The organism is Parasedimentitalea nitratireducens, assembly GCF_057444295.1.
On sequence record NZ_JBYAXC010000009.1, the window covers coordinates 45,856 to 60,293 of the forward strand.

General features: G+C 52.4%; 17 protein-coding genes and 1 tRNA gene. 9 read left to right on the top strand and 9 right to left on the bottom strand.

Annotation, left to right across the window (positions count from 1 at the left end; all coding sequences use genetic code 11):
- Positions 1-33: 33 nt before the first annotated feature.
- On the bottom strand, positions 34-348 hold the full coding sequence (locus AC2T28_RS19665) for a hypothetical protein (protein WP_486750355.1): 315 nt from the start codon (positions 346-348) through the stop codon (positions 34-36).
- Between the two features lie 369 nt (positions 349-717).
- A complete protein-coding gene (locus AC2T28_RS19670; RefSeq protein ID WP_486750356.1) occupies positions 718-2,259 on the bottom strand; it encodes an adenylate/guanylate cyclase domain-containing protein in 1,542 nt (513 codons plus the stop codon).
- A gap of 143 nt (positions 2,260-2,402) precedes the next feature.
- Here AC2T28_RS19670 and AC2T28_RS19675 point away from each other — a divergent pair, with 143 nt between their 5' ends.
- The 4 genes from AC2T28_RS19675 (at position 2,403) to AC2T28_RS19690 (ending at position 4,215) form a co-directional block, all read left to right on the top strand.
- Positions 2,403-2,720 (top strand): hypothetical protein, encoded by a 318-nt coding sequence (locus tag AC2T28_RS19675; RefSeq protein WP_486750357.1) that lies wholly within the window; start codon positions 2,403-2,405, stop codon positions 2,718-2,720.
- Between the two features lie 96 nt (positions 2,721-2,816).
- Complete coding sequence (locus AC2T28_RS19680; RefSeq protein WP_486750358.1) at positions 2,817-3,269, top strand: hypothetical protein; 453 nt, start codon at positions 2,817-2,819, stop codon at positions 3,267-3,269.
- A 2-nt stretch (positions 3,270-3,271) separates the two neighbouring features.
- Complete coding sequence (locus AC2T28_RS19685) at positions 3,272-3,487, top strand: helix-turn-helix transcriptional regulator (protein ID WP_486750359.1); 216 nt, start codon at positions 3,272-3,274, stop codon at positions 3,485-3,487.
- A 125-nt stretch (positions 3,488-3,612) separates the two neighbouring features.
- A complete protein-coding gene (locus AC2T28_RS19690; RefSeq protein ID WP_486750360.1) occupies positions 3,613-4,215 on the top strand; it encodes a hypothetical protein in 603 nt (200 codons plus the stop codon).
- Positions 4,216-4,361: 146 nt separating this feature from the next.
- On the opposite strand, the gene AC2T28_RS19695 is transcribed toward AC2T28_RS19690, so the two are convergent.
- Positions 4,362-4,880 (bottom strand): GNAT family N-acetyltransferase, encoded by a 519-nt coding sequence (locus tag AC2T28_RS19695; protein WP_486750361.1) that lies wholly within the window; start codon positions 4,878-4,880, stop codon positions 4,362-4,364.
- A 520-nt stretch (positions 4,881-5,400) separates the two neighbouring features.
- Positions 5,401-6,177: a substrate-binding periplasmic protein gene (locus tag AC2T28_RS19700; protein ID WP_486750362.1), complete on the bottom strand. Its 777-nt coding sequence runs from the start codon at positions 6,175-6,177 to the stop codon at positions 5,401-5,403.
- Between the two features lie 421 nt (positions 6,178-6,598).
- On the opposite strand from AC2T28_RS19700, the gene AC2T28_RS19705 reads away from it, so the two are divergent.
- The gene (locus AC2T28_RS19705) at positions 6,599-8,011 is read left to right on the top strand and encodes an alpha/beta fold hydrolase (RefSeq protein WP_486750363.1); all 1,413 of its coding nucleotides are present in this window, start codon (positions 6,599-6,601) and stop codon (positions 8,009-8,011) included.
- A gap of 260 nt (positions 8,012-8,271) precedes the next feature.
- Here AC2T28_RS19705 and AC2T28_RS19710 read toward each other — a convergent pair whose 3' ends face one another.
- Positions 8,272-8,694 carry an SRPBCC family protein gene (locus AC2T28_RS19710; protein ID WP_486750364.1) on the bottom strand — a complete coding sequence of 141 codons (423 nt, stop codon included), beginning with the start codon at positions 8,692-8,694 and terminating at the stop codon, positions 8,272-8,274.
- Positions 8,691-9,002: an ArsR/SmtB family transcription factor gene (locus AC2T28_RS19715; protein ID WP_486750365.1), complete on the bottom strand. Its 312-nt coding sequence runs from the start codon at positions 9,000-9,002 to the stop codon at positions 8,691-8,693. The genes AC2T28_RS19710 and AC2T28_RS19715 overlap by 4 nt, the downstream gene beginning before the upstream one ends.
- Before the next feature lie 119 nt (positions 9,003-9,121).
- Here AC2T28_RS19715 and AC2T28_RS19720 point away from each other — a divergent pair, with 119 nt between their 5' ends.
- Entirely contained in the window at positions 9,122-9,634 is a 513-nt protein-coding gene (locus AC2T28_RS19720) for an MmcB family DNA repair protein (RefSeq protein WP_486750366.1), read from the top strand.
- 6 nt (positions 9,635-9,640) lie between these two features.
- On the opposite strand, the gene AC2T28_RS19725 is transcribed toward AC2T28_RS19720, so the two are convergent.
- Together AC2T28_RS19725 and AC2T28_RS19730 are read right to left on the bottom strand one after the other, a co-directional pair.
- Positions 9,641-10,984: a hypothetical protein gene (locus AC2T28_RS19725; protein ID WP_486750367.1), complete on the bottom strand. Its 1,344-nt coding sequence runs from the start codon at positions 10,982-10,984 to the stop codon at positions 9,641-9,643.
- A 155-nt stretch (positions 10,985-11,139) separates the two neighbouring features.
- Positions 11,140-11,328: a DUF6324 family protein gene (locus tag AC2T28_RS19730; RefSeq protein WP_486750368.1), complete on the bottom strand. Its 189-nt coding sequence runs from the start codon at positions 11,326-11,328 to the stop codon at positions 11,140-11,142.
- A gap of 87 nt (positions 11,329-11,415) precedes the next feature.
- Between AC2T28_RS19730 and AC2T28_RS19735 the strand changes: the two genes are divergently transcribed.
- On the top strand, positions 11,416-11,898 hold the full coding sequence (locus tag AC2T28_RS19735) for a GNAT family N-acetyltransferase (protein WP_486750369.1): 483 nt from the start codon (positions 11,416-11,418) through the stop codon (positions 11,896-11,898).
- A gap of 43 nt (positions 11,899-11,941) precedes the next feature.
- Positions 11,942-12,018: transfer RNA gene (locus AC2T28_RS19740), tRNA-His, on the top strand.
- Between the two features lie 213 nt (positions 12,019-12,231).
- On the opposite strand, the gene AC2T28_RS19745 is transcribed toward AC2T28_RS19740, so the two are convergent.
- On the bottom strand, positions 12,232-13,263 hold the full coding sequence (locus tag AC2T28_RS19745) for a Hint domain-containing protein (protein ID WP_486750370.1): 1,032 nt from the start codon (positions 13,261-13,263) through the stop codon (positions 12,232-12,234).
- A 258-nt stretch (positions 13,264-13,521) separates the two neighbouring features.
- Here AC2T28_RS19745 and AC2T28_RS19750 point away from each other — a divergent pair, with 258 nt between their 5' ends.
- Positions 13,522-14,424, top strand: a complete 903-nt coding sequence (locus tag AC2T28_RS19750; protein ID WP_486750371.1) for an NUDIX hydrolase — start codon at positions 13,522-13,524, stop codon at positions 14,422-14,424.
- Positions 14,425-14,438 lie beyond the last annotated feature (14 nt).

Consider the following 14,438-nt stretch of genomic DNA (forward strand, 5'->3'; position numbering starts at 1 on the left):
CATCCACAAGGGCCATTTTGACACGTTGGCGTACTAGACGAAATCGAAACTATGATACTCTAGTATGTTGCTTGGTATGTCGGCAATGGTGTCATATGTCACAACGTCATTGACGCCTGTGTCGGCGTTGTGGGTTGTGACCCTGATCAGCCAAACCTCGCTTGCGTCACCATCAAAGATGATGCTTCGAGACACACCGCCTTCGGAATGTTCTAAGACAAACCGATCAACTTCGTCATCCAGCCTGTTTCTAAGCACGACATTGCCTGTCGCCTCATAAGTTGTGACGATGTTCTGCCAGCTTGCGGCTGACCCATCTGCGGATTGGTCTTCCTGGTTGGTTTGCACCCGCACGCCGTTTGCAAATTCTTATGTCGGGTAGTGTCATAGACAGTGAACCTGTCAGTTTTCTGCCCCGATTGGTCGGTTGTCGCTTCTATTGTGGTCAAAGCGAATTCGTCGGCTAAATCTTTACGCAAAATAGTGGTCACAAAAAAATCTCAATATGTAAATAAATCGATACGGATATGTTTACTTCAATGGTGTCACGATTAGGGTGAAACAGCCCTTGGTGGAACTTTGTTGATCTACCCAAATGCAAGTCAGGTTGGTGGTGGCCACCCGGTCGCCACTCACCAGAAGATGTGCTGGACGCAATTCCTGTGTAACCGACAGGGCGATGCAAGTTCTGGGTATTTGGTCGGGTTCAGATGAGTTCTATGGCTGATCTGCCAGCAGTTTCTCAAGCTTGGCCCGTGTCGCATCATCCAACTGATCTAGGTTCACGGTCATACGTGTTCCATCGGCGGTTGTTGCGCTGAGCGGTGCACGGTTGCGGCCGGGTTCCACGGCATAGGGGATCACCTCGCGGGCGATGCCTTTGAACCGCATCGGCGGCAGCTTGCGGGCTTCGATGATGTCGCGCACATGGGCATAGGTTTCATAGCTCATCACGATACCACCGGGCTCGGCCGAGGCTTCGAGCCGGGCGGCCAGGTTCGCCTCGGCCCCGATAATGGTGTAATCCATCCGGGTTTGAGAACCAAAGTTGCCGACGTTGCAATAGCCGGTGTTGATGCCGATGCGGGCGCGAAACGGGTGTTCGATCCCACGGGCCCGCCACTCACCGGCCAGTTCTCCCAAACGGTTCTGCATTTCCAATGCCATTTCCACGCAGGCGCGGGCGTCCTCTGTGGTGCCTTTGGTTTCTGGATCCCCAAAGAAAGCAACGATGGCGTCGCCAATGAATTTGTCGATGGTGCCCCCGTGCTTTTCGGCAATGGCCGACATCTCGCTGAAGTATTCATTCAGCAGCGCCGTCAACTCTTCGGGTTGCAGGCTTTCGGTGGTCTGGGTGAAGTCCTTGATATCCGAGAAAAATACTGTCAGCTTTTTGCGTTCGGTTGACAGCTCGGCGTCTTTCTCGCCGGAAAAAATGGACCGGTAGACCTGCGGCGACAGGTAGCGCGAGATCTTCATTGAGATGCCAGCCAGAAATTCATTGTTACTGGCCAGTTCTTCCCCTTGCGCCTTGAGCTTGGCGGCGACGCGCAATTGGTGACGCGAAAACAGCAGGCCAAATGTGCCCGCCGCGATCATGTAAAGGATCAGGTATTTGAACGACAAAAGGTTTGACGCAATCGGCTGGCGCACGGTGATGGATTGTAGCCCGCGAATGTCACCCACTTGCCAGTCCGTCTTGGGGCTGTCCACATGGCTGTTGTGGCAGGCTACACAGCTTTCTTCCATCACGATGGGGGTTACCAGGCTAACCGCATGATCCCAGGCGCTGTTGTCGGCCTTTAGAAACATCTCGTGACGAGGCCCACCTTCGCGGAACATGGCAAGTGCGCGGGTCTCACCTTCGATCATAGGCGTTGCGACGCGGTTGGGAAAAGGGTAGTCCGAGACAAATCGATATTGGACCCGGAAGCCCTTGTGGTCCTCGTCCGAGCTGATCAGATCCCCGAGTTCGATGGATAGCGTTGCCGGGATTGGAATGGCGCCTTCGATTTCGTGATAGTCGTGTCGCGCAACGGTTGGTTTATCGGTCGAAAGGCGGGTCACCACGTTCTGAGAGTAATATCCACGTAGATTGTCGAGCACCGAATCCAGCGCTGCGGTTTGCCGCCGAATGCTTTGATCGGTGATCGCCATGACATCGCGCCACACCGCAAGGGGGAGGGCGAGAATGGCAACGGCAATTAAAACAGGAATAAGGCGCGGATGGCGGAGCAAAAGCTGGCTAATACGTTGCAAGAAATATCCCTTTTGTTCTGGCGCCGCGGCACCTTGGTCTGACTATAACGGGGGATGCGACAAAATCCGCCGAAATTTCTCAATCCTCTGGACCTGATCGCGGTTCATGCTAACCTCTGGCCGAATTTACTGGGGAGCACTCAATGCCAAAGCTGATCAAACTCTATATTCGCAACGTCGCAATTGGGTTTGGGATCGCGGCTGCCTTTGTGGGCATGCTGCTGTGGTTCAACGTGATGAACCTGTGGCATCTGGTTAGCACCAGTGACAGTGGCCTGCTGGCCCTATTCATCCTGTGGTTCATGAACGGCATCGTGTTTGCCGGTGTGCAGTTTGGCTGGGCGGTGATGGCATTGGCCGAGAAAGACAGCGGCCCGCGCGGCGGTACTCCGGTTGCGCGTGAGTTTATTCCAATCCCGGTTCCGGTTGAGAAGCCGAGGCACCCGCTGCGCCGTCGCTGATTAGCCGGACATTAGAATTCAAAAACCGCGCTGTTTTGAACGCGCGGTTTTTTTTGTGCCTGCCGTCTTGAATGTCAAAAATCTTTGACCAAATTGATGTCAGATATTTTTGACACTCAGGAGTTCCCCATGTCCACCCATATGCGTTTTGTAATTGGTCTTTCACTGCTCGTCTTTGTGCCGATCCTTTGGCATTTTGCCACCGTGTTTGGCTATTTAGGGGATGCGCCGCAAACCCGGGGCGGGTTCTTTCTGCGGATTGGTATGATCGCCGGCGCATTTCTTATCCTGTCAATGATCACGGCCTCGGTGATTGCGGCGCGGATGTCTGAAAACGAGATTGAACCGGACGAGCGCGAATGGCTGATTGAAACCAAAGCTGAGCGTAACGGGGGCTGGGCCCTGATGGGTGGACTTGTGGGGTTGATGTGGTTTGCCTTTACGCCGATGCAACCAATCGAGGTGGCCAATGCCGCGCTGGCGATCCTGGCTTTTGGTGAGGCGGTCAAGATCAGCTCGGGCTTGGTCTATCTGCGCGGTCGGGTGTGATCATGACCAATAAGCCCCCCATCACCAACTGCCTGCGCGCCCTGCGCGAGCAACATGGCAAGATGAGCCAGGCAGACCTAGCCAAGGCCATCGGCGTCACCCGTCAGACAGTGATAGCGATCGAACAAGGCCGCTATTCTCCATCCCTTGAAAGCGCGTTTCGTATTTCGCGGGTGTTTTCACTGGGGATTGAGGACGTGTTTGGCTGGGAGGGGTGAGGGGGCATTGAGCGAACGGTTTTGGAAATGATCAACTGCGAAGCAAGCGCGGACTTGATACATCGCTTGCCGTGAAACCCGCATCGTGATTTTTCGGAAGGAGAATTGAATTGGTCGGTAGTTACATGCAGCGCGAGATTTGGACTAAATCAGAATGTGCTTTGATGGCTGAGCTGTGCCGCTACTGCGCTCAGGTGCTGTATAATTCAAACAGTGCTCGCGATGATGCAGGCAGCATTCCTGCCAATGGTGTCGTGCCGTCAAATGTTCTTCTCTATGACTACTGTGTTTCTGCCTACGAACATGCCACCGGAACTCTAATTAGCTGTGGGTTCGCCGAGAGTTTGGCGGGCACAATGGACACCAGCAAACTGCTGTGTTCAAGTGACAAATTCGAATTCAACAGCACACCAAAACTTCCGTTTACGAATTTTTCTTATGTAGGGACTGCCTTTATTGCCGTTTTTAAAACTTACGATCAGGATGGGCGGCTTGGGCATCCTGATACCTTAAAACGTATTTTTGATCTCCTGCCGGCGGCTGGTTTTATTGAAACGCGGTCAGAGTATGACGGGCAGTATGTATATGACGATTGGTCGGAAAGGGCGCTTGAATTGACCTCCCCACCCGGTTTTTTGCCTGAGTTTCGTATCAAGAGACACCACTATTTGTGGAGTGTCGAGACGTTCGACTGTTACATCGAAGAGGCAAAAGAGCAGTGGAGTTAGGTTTTCAAAGCCAGCGTTTGCCATGGGATAGAAACATAAATGCTCAGATAATTATGACGGCAAAACACTTGTTCATGGTTGGCACTGCCTGACCTTGGGGAGGATCATGGACAATGCTACCGTTGGATACTTGGCCATCAATACCATTAGATATTTGATGGCCTGGGAAGACTATAGATATCGCGGCTTATCCCATCAGGAAAAGCTTCGCGCGCAATTTTCTGACCACCCAACGACACCACAAGAGCTTTTGCTGCTGTGTTCTCATCATTCATGTGTGTCTGAACAAGGCTCCACTTCAGTTCGTCGTGCCCATACCTGATTGCCGCGACTGACGCCTCTTTTGCAAATCCTTGTCTGCGCCACTGAGGACCAATCCACCAAGTCAATTCGGGGCGGGGCCAACCGGTTGGCCATGCGAAACCGGCGCTGCCAATAACCTCTTCTGAATTTTTTTGCACGATTGTCCATTGGCCATAGCCACGCAGGTGCCAATGTCCGCAGTCTCTGGCAAGTCTACCCCATGCTGCAAGCGCACTAACCGGCCCTCCGTAGAAATGGGACGCCTCGCCGTCGCCAAAGAACTCAGAATAGGCGTCAAAGTCACTTTCGCTGGGCGCGCGGAGCAACAGTCGTTGTGTTTGAAGATGTGGGATTTGAACCATGTCAACTTTCTTGATCGGCAGTAGCGGGGGAGTCCTCGCATCAGCATTGACATTAGCTTCACTGCAAAGAAAATTACAAGATGGGCTCCTTCCTGACATCCCCTACGGTGCTTGTGAGGCTGCTTGAATCAGTTACGCAATCCTGACGTTCTGGAGTATCAACGTGCCCGAGCAATAGGTCTCCGAAGCAGTGTAAGTGTGGCGGGACCACCAGAGTTCAACCGTCAGGCAGTTATAGCGATCGAACAGGGTCGTTATTCCCCATCCCTTGAAAGCGCATTTCGCGGGTGTTTTCTGTGGGGGTCGAAGACGTGTTTGGCTGGGAAGGTTGAGGGCAGAGGTACAATACATTCGCAGTGGTTTTATGGTTCAAAGCCAATTCGCTTGTATAAGCCGAGCTATCTGGATTTGTTGTTTCAAAATTGGTGTTCTGCAGCGTTTAAGCCGAAAGACTGTGGGCGGGCGACAGCAGTAAAGATTTTCCAATAGCTTGGGGTTATGGCGACGCTTACTGTTGCCGTTATTTCCAATCCAACACGTTGTACCTGGCAAGGATCTTACCTAGCTCACCCGAGCGTCTCATTTCGTTCAGAACTTCATCAAACTTCGTAGCGTATTCTTTCGAAAATTGTCCTTCGGGCGAAAATCCAACATAGAAGGGCACTTCCGCTAAACAGCCTACATTGTCCAATTTTTTATTGCCTTCGAAGTTACTTAAGAAAAATTCAGTTATCAATTTGTCCTGAACAAAGGAGTCGATTCTCCCCTTATCTAGCAGGCCAATTAGCCGTTCCATCATTTCAGTTTCACTTCCAGTTAGTGAAAACACATTTTCAGGTTTGCTTGCAATAAACGTGTCTATTTCTCCATATGTATAACCCGAAATAGTACCGAGAACGATTTCTGACAGGTCCTCTACATTTTCATAATTCCAAGACGTATTGCTTTCGATGTAAAAACAGTTTTGCGTTGTTCCGATAGGTTCTGCCGGAAAAACAAGGCTCGGAGCTTCGTCTTGGTATAACCCGACTAGAGCATCAACGGTTCCTCGCTCGGCCATCTTAATTTGCCTGAGAAAGGGAGCGGACCTGTACGTAATGGTGTGGCCCATTTTTTCGAATACTATGTTGACGATCTCCACACTAAAACCGGGGGTTTCAGCATTAATTTTGCCAGCTTCTTCGAAGATATACGGCCTCCAGTCTCCCGTTGCGAATACTAGTTCGTCGGACGTCAGGGAGCTGGGCAGAATAGATGAAAATCCCAATAGCATCCCTGAACTGAGTGCTTTTAGCATAACTGGATCTCCTCGGTTCACGGAACAGTCCACGAGGTGCATCTGTCCGTTCAGCCATGTGTGGAAAGGGGTAATTCTCTACGAACTGTAGGCTTAAAAGTAGCTCAGCACATCCGAAGTTCAAATGTTCAAAGCACTTGCGACCAATTGGTACTTCGCCGAGGCTGCGCAACAGGTTGGCGAAGCAGTGTAAGTGTGGCGGGACCACCAGAGTTCAACCGTCGGGCAGTGATAGCGATCGAACAGGGGCGCTATTCTCCATCCCTCGAAAGCGCATTTCGCGGGTGCTTTCTGTGGGGGTCGAAGACGTGTTTGGCTGGGAGGGGTGAGGTGGCGTTCAAGTCACGGTTTCTATTGTTCAGACATCCCTTGTTTTCTTGGCCAACAAGCACATTGTTACGAGGAAATTGGGAGGTTTCCTATGGAACGTCGTCTAGCTGCTGTTTTAGTCGCCGATATGGTTGGCTATTCACGACTGATGGAACGCGATGAAAGTGGGGTGCTTGCACGACAGAAAGCCCACCGAATGCAGTTGATTGACCCAGAGATTTCACAACATCGTGGCCGTATAGTTAAAACAACTGGCGATGGAATGCTGGCAGAGTTTTCGTCAGCGCAAGATGCAGTGCGCTGTGCTCTCGATATTCAGTCTGAAATGACCCATCGAGAAACCGGAGTTGAGGAACAGCAGCGCATTAAATACAGGGTTGGCATCAATCTGGGTGATGTGGTTTTCGACGGAGATGACATCTTCGGTGATGGAGTAAACGTGGCGGCGCGGCTAGAGGGTCTGGCAGAGCCGGGCGGTGTGTGTATTTCTGATATCGTTCATCAGGCCGTAAACGACCAAGGCCAGAAGTTCTTTCGCGATATGGGGGGGCAGCGCGTCAAAAATATCTCCCGCCCAATTCGGGTTTGGCAGTGGACACCAGATGCACCAGTAGAGCGCACGAAGCCAGATCTGGCGCTACAACAGCATGTGCAATATTGCTGTTCAGAAGACGGAACAAAAATTGCATGGGCCGATGTCGGTGAAGGCCCGCCGGTTTTTAAGGCTCCCAACTATCTCAATCACATTGAATATGAATGGGGCAATCCAATTTGGGGGCCGTTTCTGGCCGAGTTCGCGCGATCAAATAGGCTGGTTCGTTTTGATCAGCGCGGAAATGGTCTGTCGGATTGGGACATTGATACAATTTCCTTTGATGCAATGACTCAAGATATGGAGGCTGTTGTTGCGGCATCTGGCCTTGAGCGGTTTGCACTATTTGGCGTTAGTCAGGGGGCTGGGTTCTCTATTCGCTATGCAGCACAGCATCCAGAGAGAGTTTCCTGCCTTGTTCTGTTGGGTGGGTTTGGCCGCGGAGAAGCAAAGCGCAACAACCCGGAATTTGAAGCCTTCTGGCAAACGGCGCGCGTGATGTTTCGCGAAGGCTGGGGATCGACCAACCCAATCTACCGCCAATTTTTTGCGTCTGGCTTTGCCCCTGATGCCACAAAGGACATTCGCGATAGTTTCGATGAGCTGCAACGCATTAGCTGCTCGCCGCAAAATGCGATGCGTATCAAAGAGATGAATGGTCAAATGGATGTTCTTGAACTGGCGCAACAGATCGATATCCCAACATTGGTTCTTCACATCGAAGGTGACCAGGTCGTGCCGATTGAGGAGGGAATATTACTGGCCCGTGCGATCCCTGAAGCGCAATTTGTTCAATTGCCTGGTAATAATCACGTGGCTTTAGAGGGGGAGCCCTGCTTCAATCTGTTTTTCAACGAAGTGCATGCATTCATTGCTAAACATGCTCACAAAACGCTGGCAGATAGAGTTTGAGTTTCGAAGCCTGTGGTTTTTCACGCGCGCAAATTGGAAATGCGGAACAATAGGTGTGGCGGGACCACCAGAGTTCAACCGTCAGGCTTTTGATTCCCGAGGACCTGTATGTACAGGTGGGCGCCAGGTAATTGGACCAGGATCCAAACAGAGCCAGCTCCCTTGGAAATGCTTAAGGCCACTGGAATGCTAGCCTGTCACGAGAGGGGCAGAACCCGCCACGCCCCTACTTAGGCGCTGGCGGGGGCTACGACAAGGGGTCAGGCGGCAACTTCGTGTACAGATGCCCGCATGCGGGAAATATGATCGTCCCAGCCTTTGTCCAGCGCCAGCATCAGATCAAAGGCCTCGGCGTGTTGAGGCAGGCCTGAATGTTCCAGCGATAGGCGGGTGCCACCGGCCACTGGCGTCAATGTCCATTTCACCAGGCTGACCGCATCGCCCATGGGTTTAACTGTGAACGTATACTCCAGATACTCGGGCGGTTGGGCAATCTTGACCTCACCCCAGATCAGCTTGTCGCCGCTTTCAGTGCCATACATCGATAGCTCTTCGCCTTGTTTCAGCGGCGTTTTCGGGGCGTGGAACCATTTGGCCAGTTTGTCAGGCTCGGTCAGATACTCCCAAACCACAGCAGGTTCGGCCTTGAGGTAGATGGATTTGTTCAGGGTCAGGTCACTCATTGGATGTCCTTTTCAATAAGGGTTTTAAGGGCGCCAAGATGGTCGTCCCAGAAGCTGTCAAAGAAGCTGAGCCAGTCGAGAACTGGCGCCATGCCGGTGGGGTTTAAAGAATTGAGCCGCTCGCGGCCCTGGGTGCGGACCTGGATCAGGTTGCCCTCTTGCAGGATGGTTAGATGCTTCTTGACCGCGGGGCGGGTGATGTCGAACTGGTCCGACACCTCTGCAATGGTCATGTCGCGGGTGGTCAGCATTTGCAGAATGTCGCGCCGGGTCGGATCGGCCAAAGCGCGAAAGGTGAGTTGGGTCATGATGGGCCTCAGAAAGAAGTGAAACCATTTGGTGTTATATCTGTTATGATACCAAATGGTGTCATGTCAAGTTCTAATCCGCCCTTGCATTTTGTTCCCGTATTGTTCACATTTTAGAAATGACACCTGATCTGCAACCCGGACAAAAACTCGCCCGCGGCGTGGCGCGCTATTTGCGTAGCCTGGGCTATGCCTCTCTGGAAGAATTTGTACCCGCCCGCGGGCTCCGGGTAGATGTGATTGCACTTGGCCCCAAGGGGGAGCTGTGGGTGATTGAATGCAAATCCAGCCGCGCCGATTTTCAGACCGACCAAAAATGGCAGGGGTACCTAGAATGGTGTGATCGCTATTTCTGGGCGGTGGATATGGAGTTCCCAACCGAGTTGCTGCCGGAGGGGAGCGGGTTGATCGTCGCGGATGCCTATGACGCCGAGATCATCCGGATGCCGGATGAGGACAAACTGGCCCCGGCGCGGCGCAAGAAGCTGACCCAGAAGTTTGCCCGTGATGCTGCGCGACGGTTGCTTAGTTTGCGTGATCCGCGCGTGGGAAAGGACGGAGAGCTACTAATAAATGGCGACGCCGACGAATTGGCCATAGGCTCCGGTAAAGGGGCAGTCGAAGGGTTGTAAGGTGTTTCAAACCTTGAATTTTCCGGCGCGTATGTTGAGCTCCAAATTTATGATGCCTCTTATGCGTTCGCTGTCCCATAATCGGCGGTCAATAAACCCCTTCCATACGCAGTCAAGCAGATCGGCAGACAGGAGGTTGCGCTTGCGAAACGATGCAAACAGCTGATCAACGAAGAACTCGAATGTGGCGCTGTTTTCATATTCCGCGCGTTCACAAAACTGGCGCCCAGCCAAAACGGTCCCGCTTCGCGTGGTTAGTGGCATACAGTACTCATTTCCTCTGAGATTGATGAGGGGGGCATTAGCGTATTTTGAGGTTACTTTTTGGAGAAAAGTCACCCGATATGCCTTGTGCTCGGATCGCGTTTCGATGTTCTCAGAGACGATCTCCGGGAACACATCGGGTGCGAACTCCCCTAAAAAACTCATAAACCGTTTCTCTCGTTCCAAGGGGTCAGCGGTTGCCATTTGTGCGGCGATCCACTGTGGATCTGCTAGCGGGGTCAGAACATTTGGGCGCTTGGTTAAAGATGCGCCGATCCGTTGCTGCTGGCGCAACCCGAAATCCAACGTGTCAAACAGATCAAGCCCGGGTGGAAGTGCCGTGGGCTCGTCAGGCAAAAGATCCTTTACTACATCTGGTGGGAACAAGGCCTGCAAATGCCATCGGTTATTTTTCTTAAGGAAACGATTGGTCGCATCCTCCCAGTCTTCGATGGGCTTATAGGCGTCTGGCTTGGACCCGCCCAGGGTCGCGTCGCCCATGAAACCATGGAAGCTGGTGCGGGGGAGCCATTCTTCGTTTAGCGCGGCGTTCAGGTGCTTTTTTGAACTGTAAGCTCGCGCCACACTTGATCGCGCACAGGAGCGTATCTCATCTTCGATTGACCAGATGATTGATGATGTTGTTTTGAAACGGTGGTTTTTGGTAAAACTGCCGTAACGGCGGATGAACTCGTAATCGAATTGTCCAGGGTAGCCAAATGTGAAAGTGAATATACGCTGAGGCGGCAGAACCTCTCTGAGGGCAGCATAGATCACCCGGGAGTCCAAGCCGCCGGTGAGCCCCATCCGAGCCTCAGTACAGCCCGATTGATCGACAGCACGTTGAACCGAGGCGAGAAGACTGTTTTTTAATCTGGTGGTGCGTGTCTTTTTTGATTTGGCTTTACGCGGTTTGGATTTCCCGGGCTCGCGATGCCCGTTCAGGTGAGTAAGGTAGGAGTCGAACGACTGTTCGTCTAAGGTGAATCCTAAACTCAGGTATTGGCAGAGAGGTTTATTGATCAGAATGTTTGTGCCAGCTAGGGCACCGGAATAGTGCTCGTTTATGTGGTCTGATACCGCCATCAGTCTCTACCGGTCGTTGACACCATGGTAGAGCGCAATTTGATTTTGTCACATGTCGTCTTTGCAGCAGATCGCATGCGGGAACTGGCGCAGACGCTCTGCGCCAAAATTCGGCAAGGTTGTTTGCAAGTTTTTGCAGCAGCCGTTTTTGGAAATTAGCCCTTAACCAAACGCGCAGCTTGGGCGGCGGCGCGGATTTCTTCGGCAATTTCGTCAGCTTCTTCCGGGTCAAAATCCATGGGGATTTCAACACCATCGGCCTCGATGAACAGGCGCACCATACCGGCATCAGTAGGGCCAATTTGCATGTTTGCTTCGATATCGCGTTCGCTGTTGATACCCATTTTGCACTCCTGAAGATCTGATGGCTGAATGCAGGTGCTACCTCGCGCACTATTGAAACGCAAGGTGGGTTCGGTGTTTGATGGCATATGGTTGATGTGAGTTTACGCCGATTCGTTGCAGGCGATATGCACTGGCTGGCTGCACGCCACCAGGACTTATATGCACGTGAGGAAGGTTTTGATTCCAGCTATGGTCAGCTGATTGCTGGGGTGCTGCATGATTTCTGCAGCGACCATGATCCGATGTGCGAAAAAGGCTGGGTTGCCACCAAAGATACACAGCGGGTTGGCAGTATATTCTGCATCAAAGAAAATAGTGAAATCGCCCGGTTACGGCTATTTTTCCTGATGCCCGAGGCACGTGGGCAGCGATTGGGGCAACGGTTGCTGCGCGATTGCATGGGGTTTTCGCGGCAGGCCGGGTATCGCCAAATGGTGCTGAGAACCCATAAAGGCAAGCGGTCTAGCGGTTCGCTGTACAAAGCCTTTGGCTGGGAGATGACCGAGGCCAAACCGGTATTTTCTTACGGCGTAAATTTGATCGAACAAACTTGGCGTGTTATGCTTTAAGCCCCTTGCAATTGCCCGAGGGGTTGGCTAAATCGCCCTCAGTGCCGCCATAGCTCAGTAGGTTAGAGCGCCTGATTGTGGATCAGGAGGTCCCCCGTTCGAGCCGGGGTGGTGGTACCACTTCCTACCATTGCGCAAATACGATCGGGATGATGCCTTCGGGATCAGGTGGACTCGTGCCTGCAACGTCAGTTTATAGCATTTACGCGCCCTTGGCGCGCTGTGCAGTATCGGACACACAGGGCGGAAAATGAGAACTCGCTGCGATCGGTACCAATGGCAGCTTTACGGATAAAGCAGGCACAAAATTGATTGGAGTTCGATCAATCGGCTTCACTTCCACTGAAGCAGCTCGGCTTCATGTCTTTTTAAGATCGGGTAGGCTGCTTTGCTGCTTAATTCGGCGGTCTCAGCTAGGCCATCTGGGAAGATTTCGTGGAATTCAGCGAGTGCTCTGAGCGAAGACTTTGAGGCTACCCACTCACTTGCTAAAAGAGTTTCTGCATACATGCCACAGGTTCGTACAACGTGGTGACTGTCTAGGAGTAGGTGGTAGTATTCCACTTCATGCCAACTGGTTTCGATAGTTATGTTTTGGTTGTTCACCAAGTGCCTTGCCGAAACAAGCACTCCAGATACCCCAAACACAAGTTCGTTTATGGCACTGCTGCAGTAAATGCGATGCTGTTGAGACAGGAGGACGTCGGTGGCTGGCACTCCATTTCCTAAACAGCCAGCTGAGAACCGAACCGGGCGAAGATGGTGTGTGTTCGCGCCATTTAGCCGAACTCTAGAGCTGCCAATCCAGCGAGCGGGCTTGTCACCTTCGGGCGTTGATATCAGCTGCCCTTTCCTGAGATCTTCAATAGCAGTCGGACCATAGGGGGTATCGATAAGCGTACCTGCCACAAAGCAAGGCGGAGGAAGCGGCTCAAGATCAGTTGGTGGAGGGCTTGTATCCCAGGGTGGTCCGTCGGTGTACCAAGGGCCTTCACCGGGTGCATAATTTCCATCACCTGGACTGATACTAATCCCGTCTCCCGGGCCTCCGATTAAATCAAATTCTTCGTCTTTTCCCCAACCGACTTCGTCCACAATTGATGGCGTGTCATCGACAAGTACAAGGGCATCTCGCTGTTCTGATGGGGAAGATAAAGGTCCCAACTCCTGGAGATAATAATAGTAGCCATCATCTGGGTCGAAGACATAGGGTAATGACGTATCTACAAGTTGTGTCTGTGTTGGGGCAGAACCATTCCCGGATTGCCCATAGCTCACCAGTAACCAGTTTGATAGATCCTCGCCCGGGAGGGCTTGGATGTAGACTTCACCAGTCTCGGCATTGAAAGAGTAAATTCCAGCCATACAGCAACCTCGCTAGGTCATTTGTATACCTTAATTAAAAAAAGATGCATTAATTGTGGCCAGCTAATGTTTTTATATTGCGGCAGATGACACTGCCAAACCTCCATTGAACTGGATCTTCGCCGCAATAACCGCAAAAGTGCGTGGGCTTTGGCTGGCGTTACCTGCAAAGTCCCGAATGGCTGTGCTGTCTGACTTGCGCCTTGCCTGCGATATCATTCGTGTTATTTCAAACCGACTTTGACGATAGGTGTTTCATTGCCCTCTGGATTTGCCCAAGCTGAACTGATTGCCGTATTGGTGGCCGTCACCGATAACGAGCCGCGTGTCATGACGTTGCGCGCAGGTGAGGCCTTGCCTTCGGGCCCGTTTGAAACGGGTCATCGCAGCCTGCAGGCCGGGTTGCATGCCTGGATTGAAAGCCAGACGGGGCATCCGGTGGGCTATCTTGAGCAGCTTTATACCTTTGCTGATCGAGACCGGGATCCGCTGAAACATGAAGAGGGCAGTGAGCCGAGACAGATTTCAATTGGCTATCTGGGGCTGCTGCGCGAGCAGGATGTGCCTGAAACCGGGCAATCCTCTTGGCAGAGCTGGTATCAGTATTTCCCATGGGAAGATCACCGTGAAGGCGCTCCCGAGGTGTTGGATGTCATTGCTAAGGGGTTGGGCGATTGGTCCAACGGGGAAGCCTCACGTCAGCAGCGGGTGGACTATCTATTTGGCCTGAATGGCAAGTCGTGGAACGAAGATCTGACCCTGCAACGCTATGAATTACTGTTTGAGTCCGGCCTGGCTGACTGGGCTGCGGCACAAGGCAATGCCGAGCTGGGACGGGTTATGGTAGGGGATCATCGGCGCATTCTGGCAACTGGAATCACCCGGCTGCGGTCAAAAATCAAATACCACCCGGTGGTGTTTGAATTGATGCCCGACAGTTTCACACTGCTGCATCTTCAGCGTACGGTCGAAGCGCTGTCAGGATTGCGGCTGCACAAGCCGAACTTCCGCCGTCAGATCGACCAGCAGGAATTGATCGAGGAAACCGGCGAGATGTCCAGCGGTACAGGCGGGCGTCCAGCCAAGCTGTTCCGCTATCGCCCCGCCATCCTCGAGGCGCAGGTTCTGTCCAACGTGCGGCTTTCTGTTTCTCGCAGTTGACATAAACTCAGATC

What these genes read in the sequence shown, in the direction of transcription:
- AC2T28_RS19735 (WP_486750369.1), top strand. Translation starts at nt 11,416, where the DNA reads ATGGTTGATGTGAGTTTACGCCGATTCGTTGCAGGCGATATGCACTGG.
- AC2T28_RS19675 (WP_486750357.1), top strand. Translation starts at nt 2,403, where the DNA reads ATGCCAAAGCTGATCAAACTCTATATTCGCAACGTCGCAATTGGGTTT.
- AC2T28_RS19730 (WP_486750368.1), bottom strand. Translation starts at nt 11,328, where the DNA reads ATGGGTATCAACAGCGAACGCGATATCGAAGCAAACATGCAAATTGGC.
- AC2T28_RS19725 (WP_486750367.1), bottom strand. Translation starts at nt 10,984, where the DNA reads ATGGCGGTATCAGACCACATAAACGAGCACTATTCCGGTGCCCTAGCT.
- AC2T28_RS19685 (WP_486750359.1), top strand. Translation starts at nt 3,272, where the DNA reads ATGACCAATAAGCCCCCCATCACCAACTGCCTGCGCGCCCTGCGCGAG.
- AC2T28_RS19710 (WP_486750364.1), bottom strand. Translation starts at nt 8,694, where the DNA reads ATGAGTGACCTGACCCTGAACAAATCCATCTACCTCAAGGCCGAACCT.
- AC2T28_RS19690 (WP_486750360.1), top strand. Translation starts at nt 3,613, where the DNA reads ATGCAGCGCGAGATTTGGACTAAATCAGAATGTGCTTTGATGGCTGAG.
- AC2T28_RS19695 (WP_486750361.1), bottom strand. Translation starts at nt 4,880, where the DNA reads ATGGTTCAAATCCCACATCTTCAAACACAACGACTGTTGCTCCGCGCG.
- AC2T28_RS19680 (WP_486750358.1), top strand. Translation starts at nt 2,817, where the DNA reads ATGTCAGATATTTTTGACACTCAGGAGTTCCCCATGTCCACCCATATG.
- AC2T28_RS19720 (WP_486750366.1), top strand. Translation starts at nt 9,122, where the DNA reads ATGACACCTGATCTGCAACCCGGACAAAAACTCGCCCGCGGCGTGGCG.
- AC2T28_RS19715 (WP_486750365.1), bottom strand. Translation starts at nt 9,002, where the DNA reads ATGACCCAACTCACCTTTCGCGCTTTGGCCGATCCGACCCGGCGCGAC.
- AC2T28_RS19705 (WP_486750363.1), top strand. Translation starts at nt 6,599, where the DNA reads ATGGAACGTCGTCTAGCTGCTGTTTTAGTCGCCGATATGGTTGGCTAT.
- AC2T28_RS19700 (WP_486750362.1), bottom strand. Translation starts at nt 6,177, where the DNA reads ATGCTAAAAGCACTCAGTTCAGGGATGCTATTGGGATTTTCATCTATT.
- AC2T28_RS19745 (WP_486750370.1), bottom strand. Translation starts at nt 13,263, where the DNA reads ATGGCTGGAATTTACTCTTTCAATGCCGAGACTGGTGAAGTCTACATC.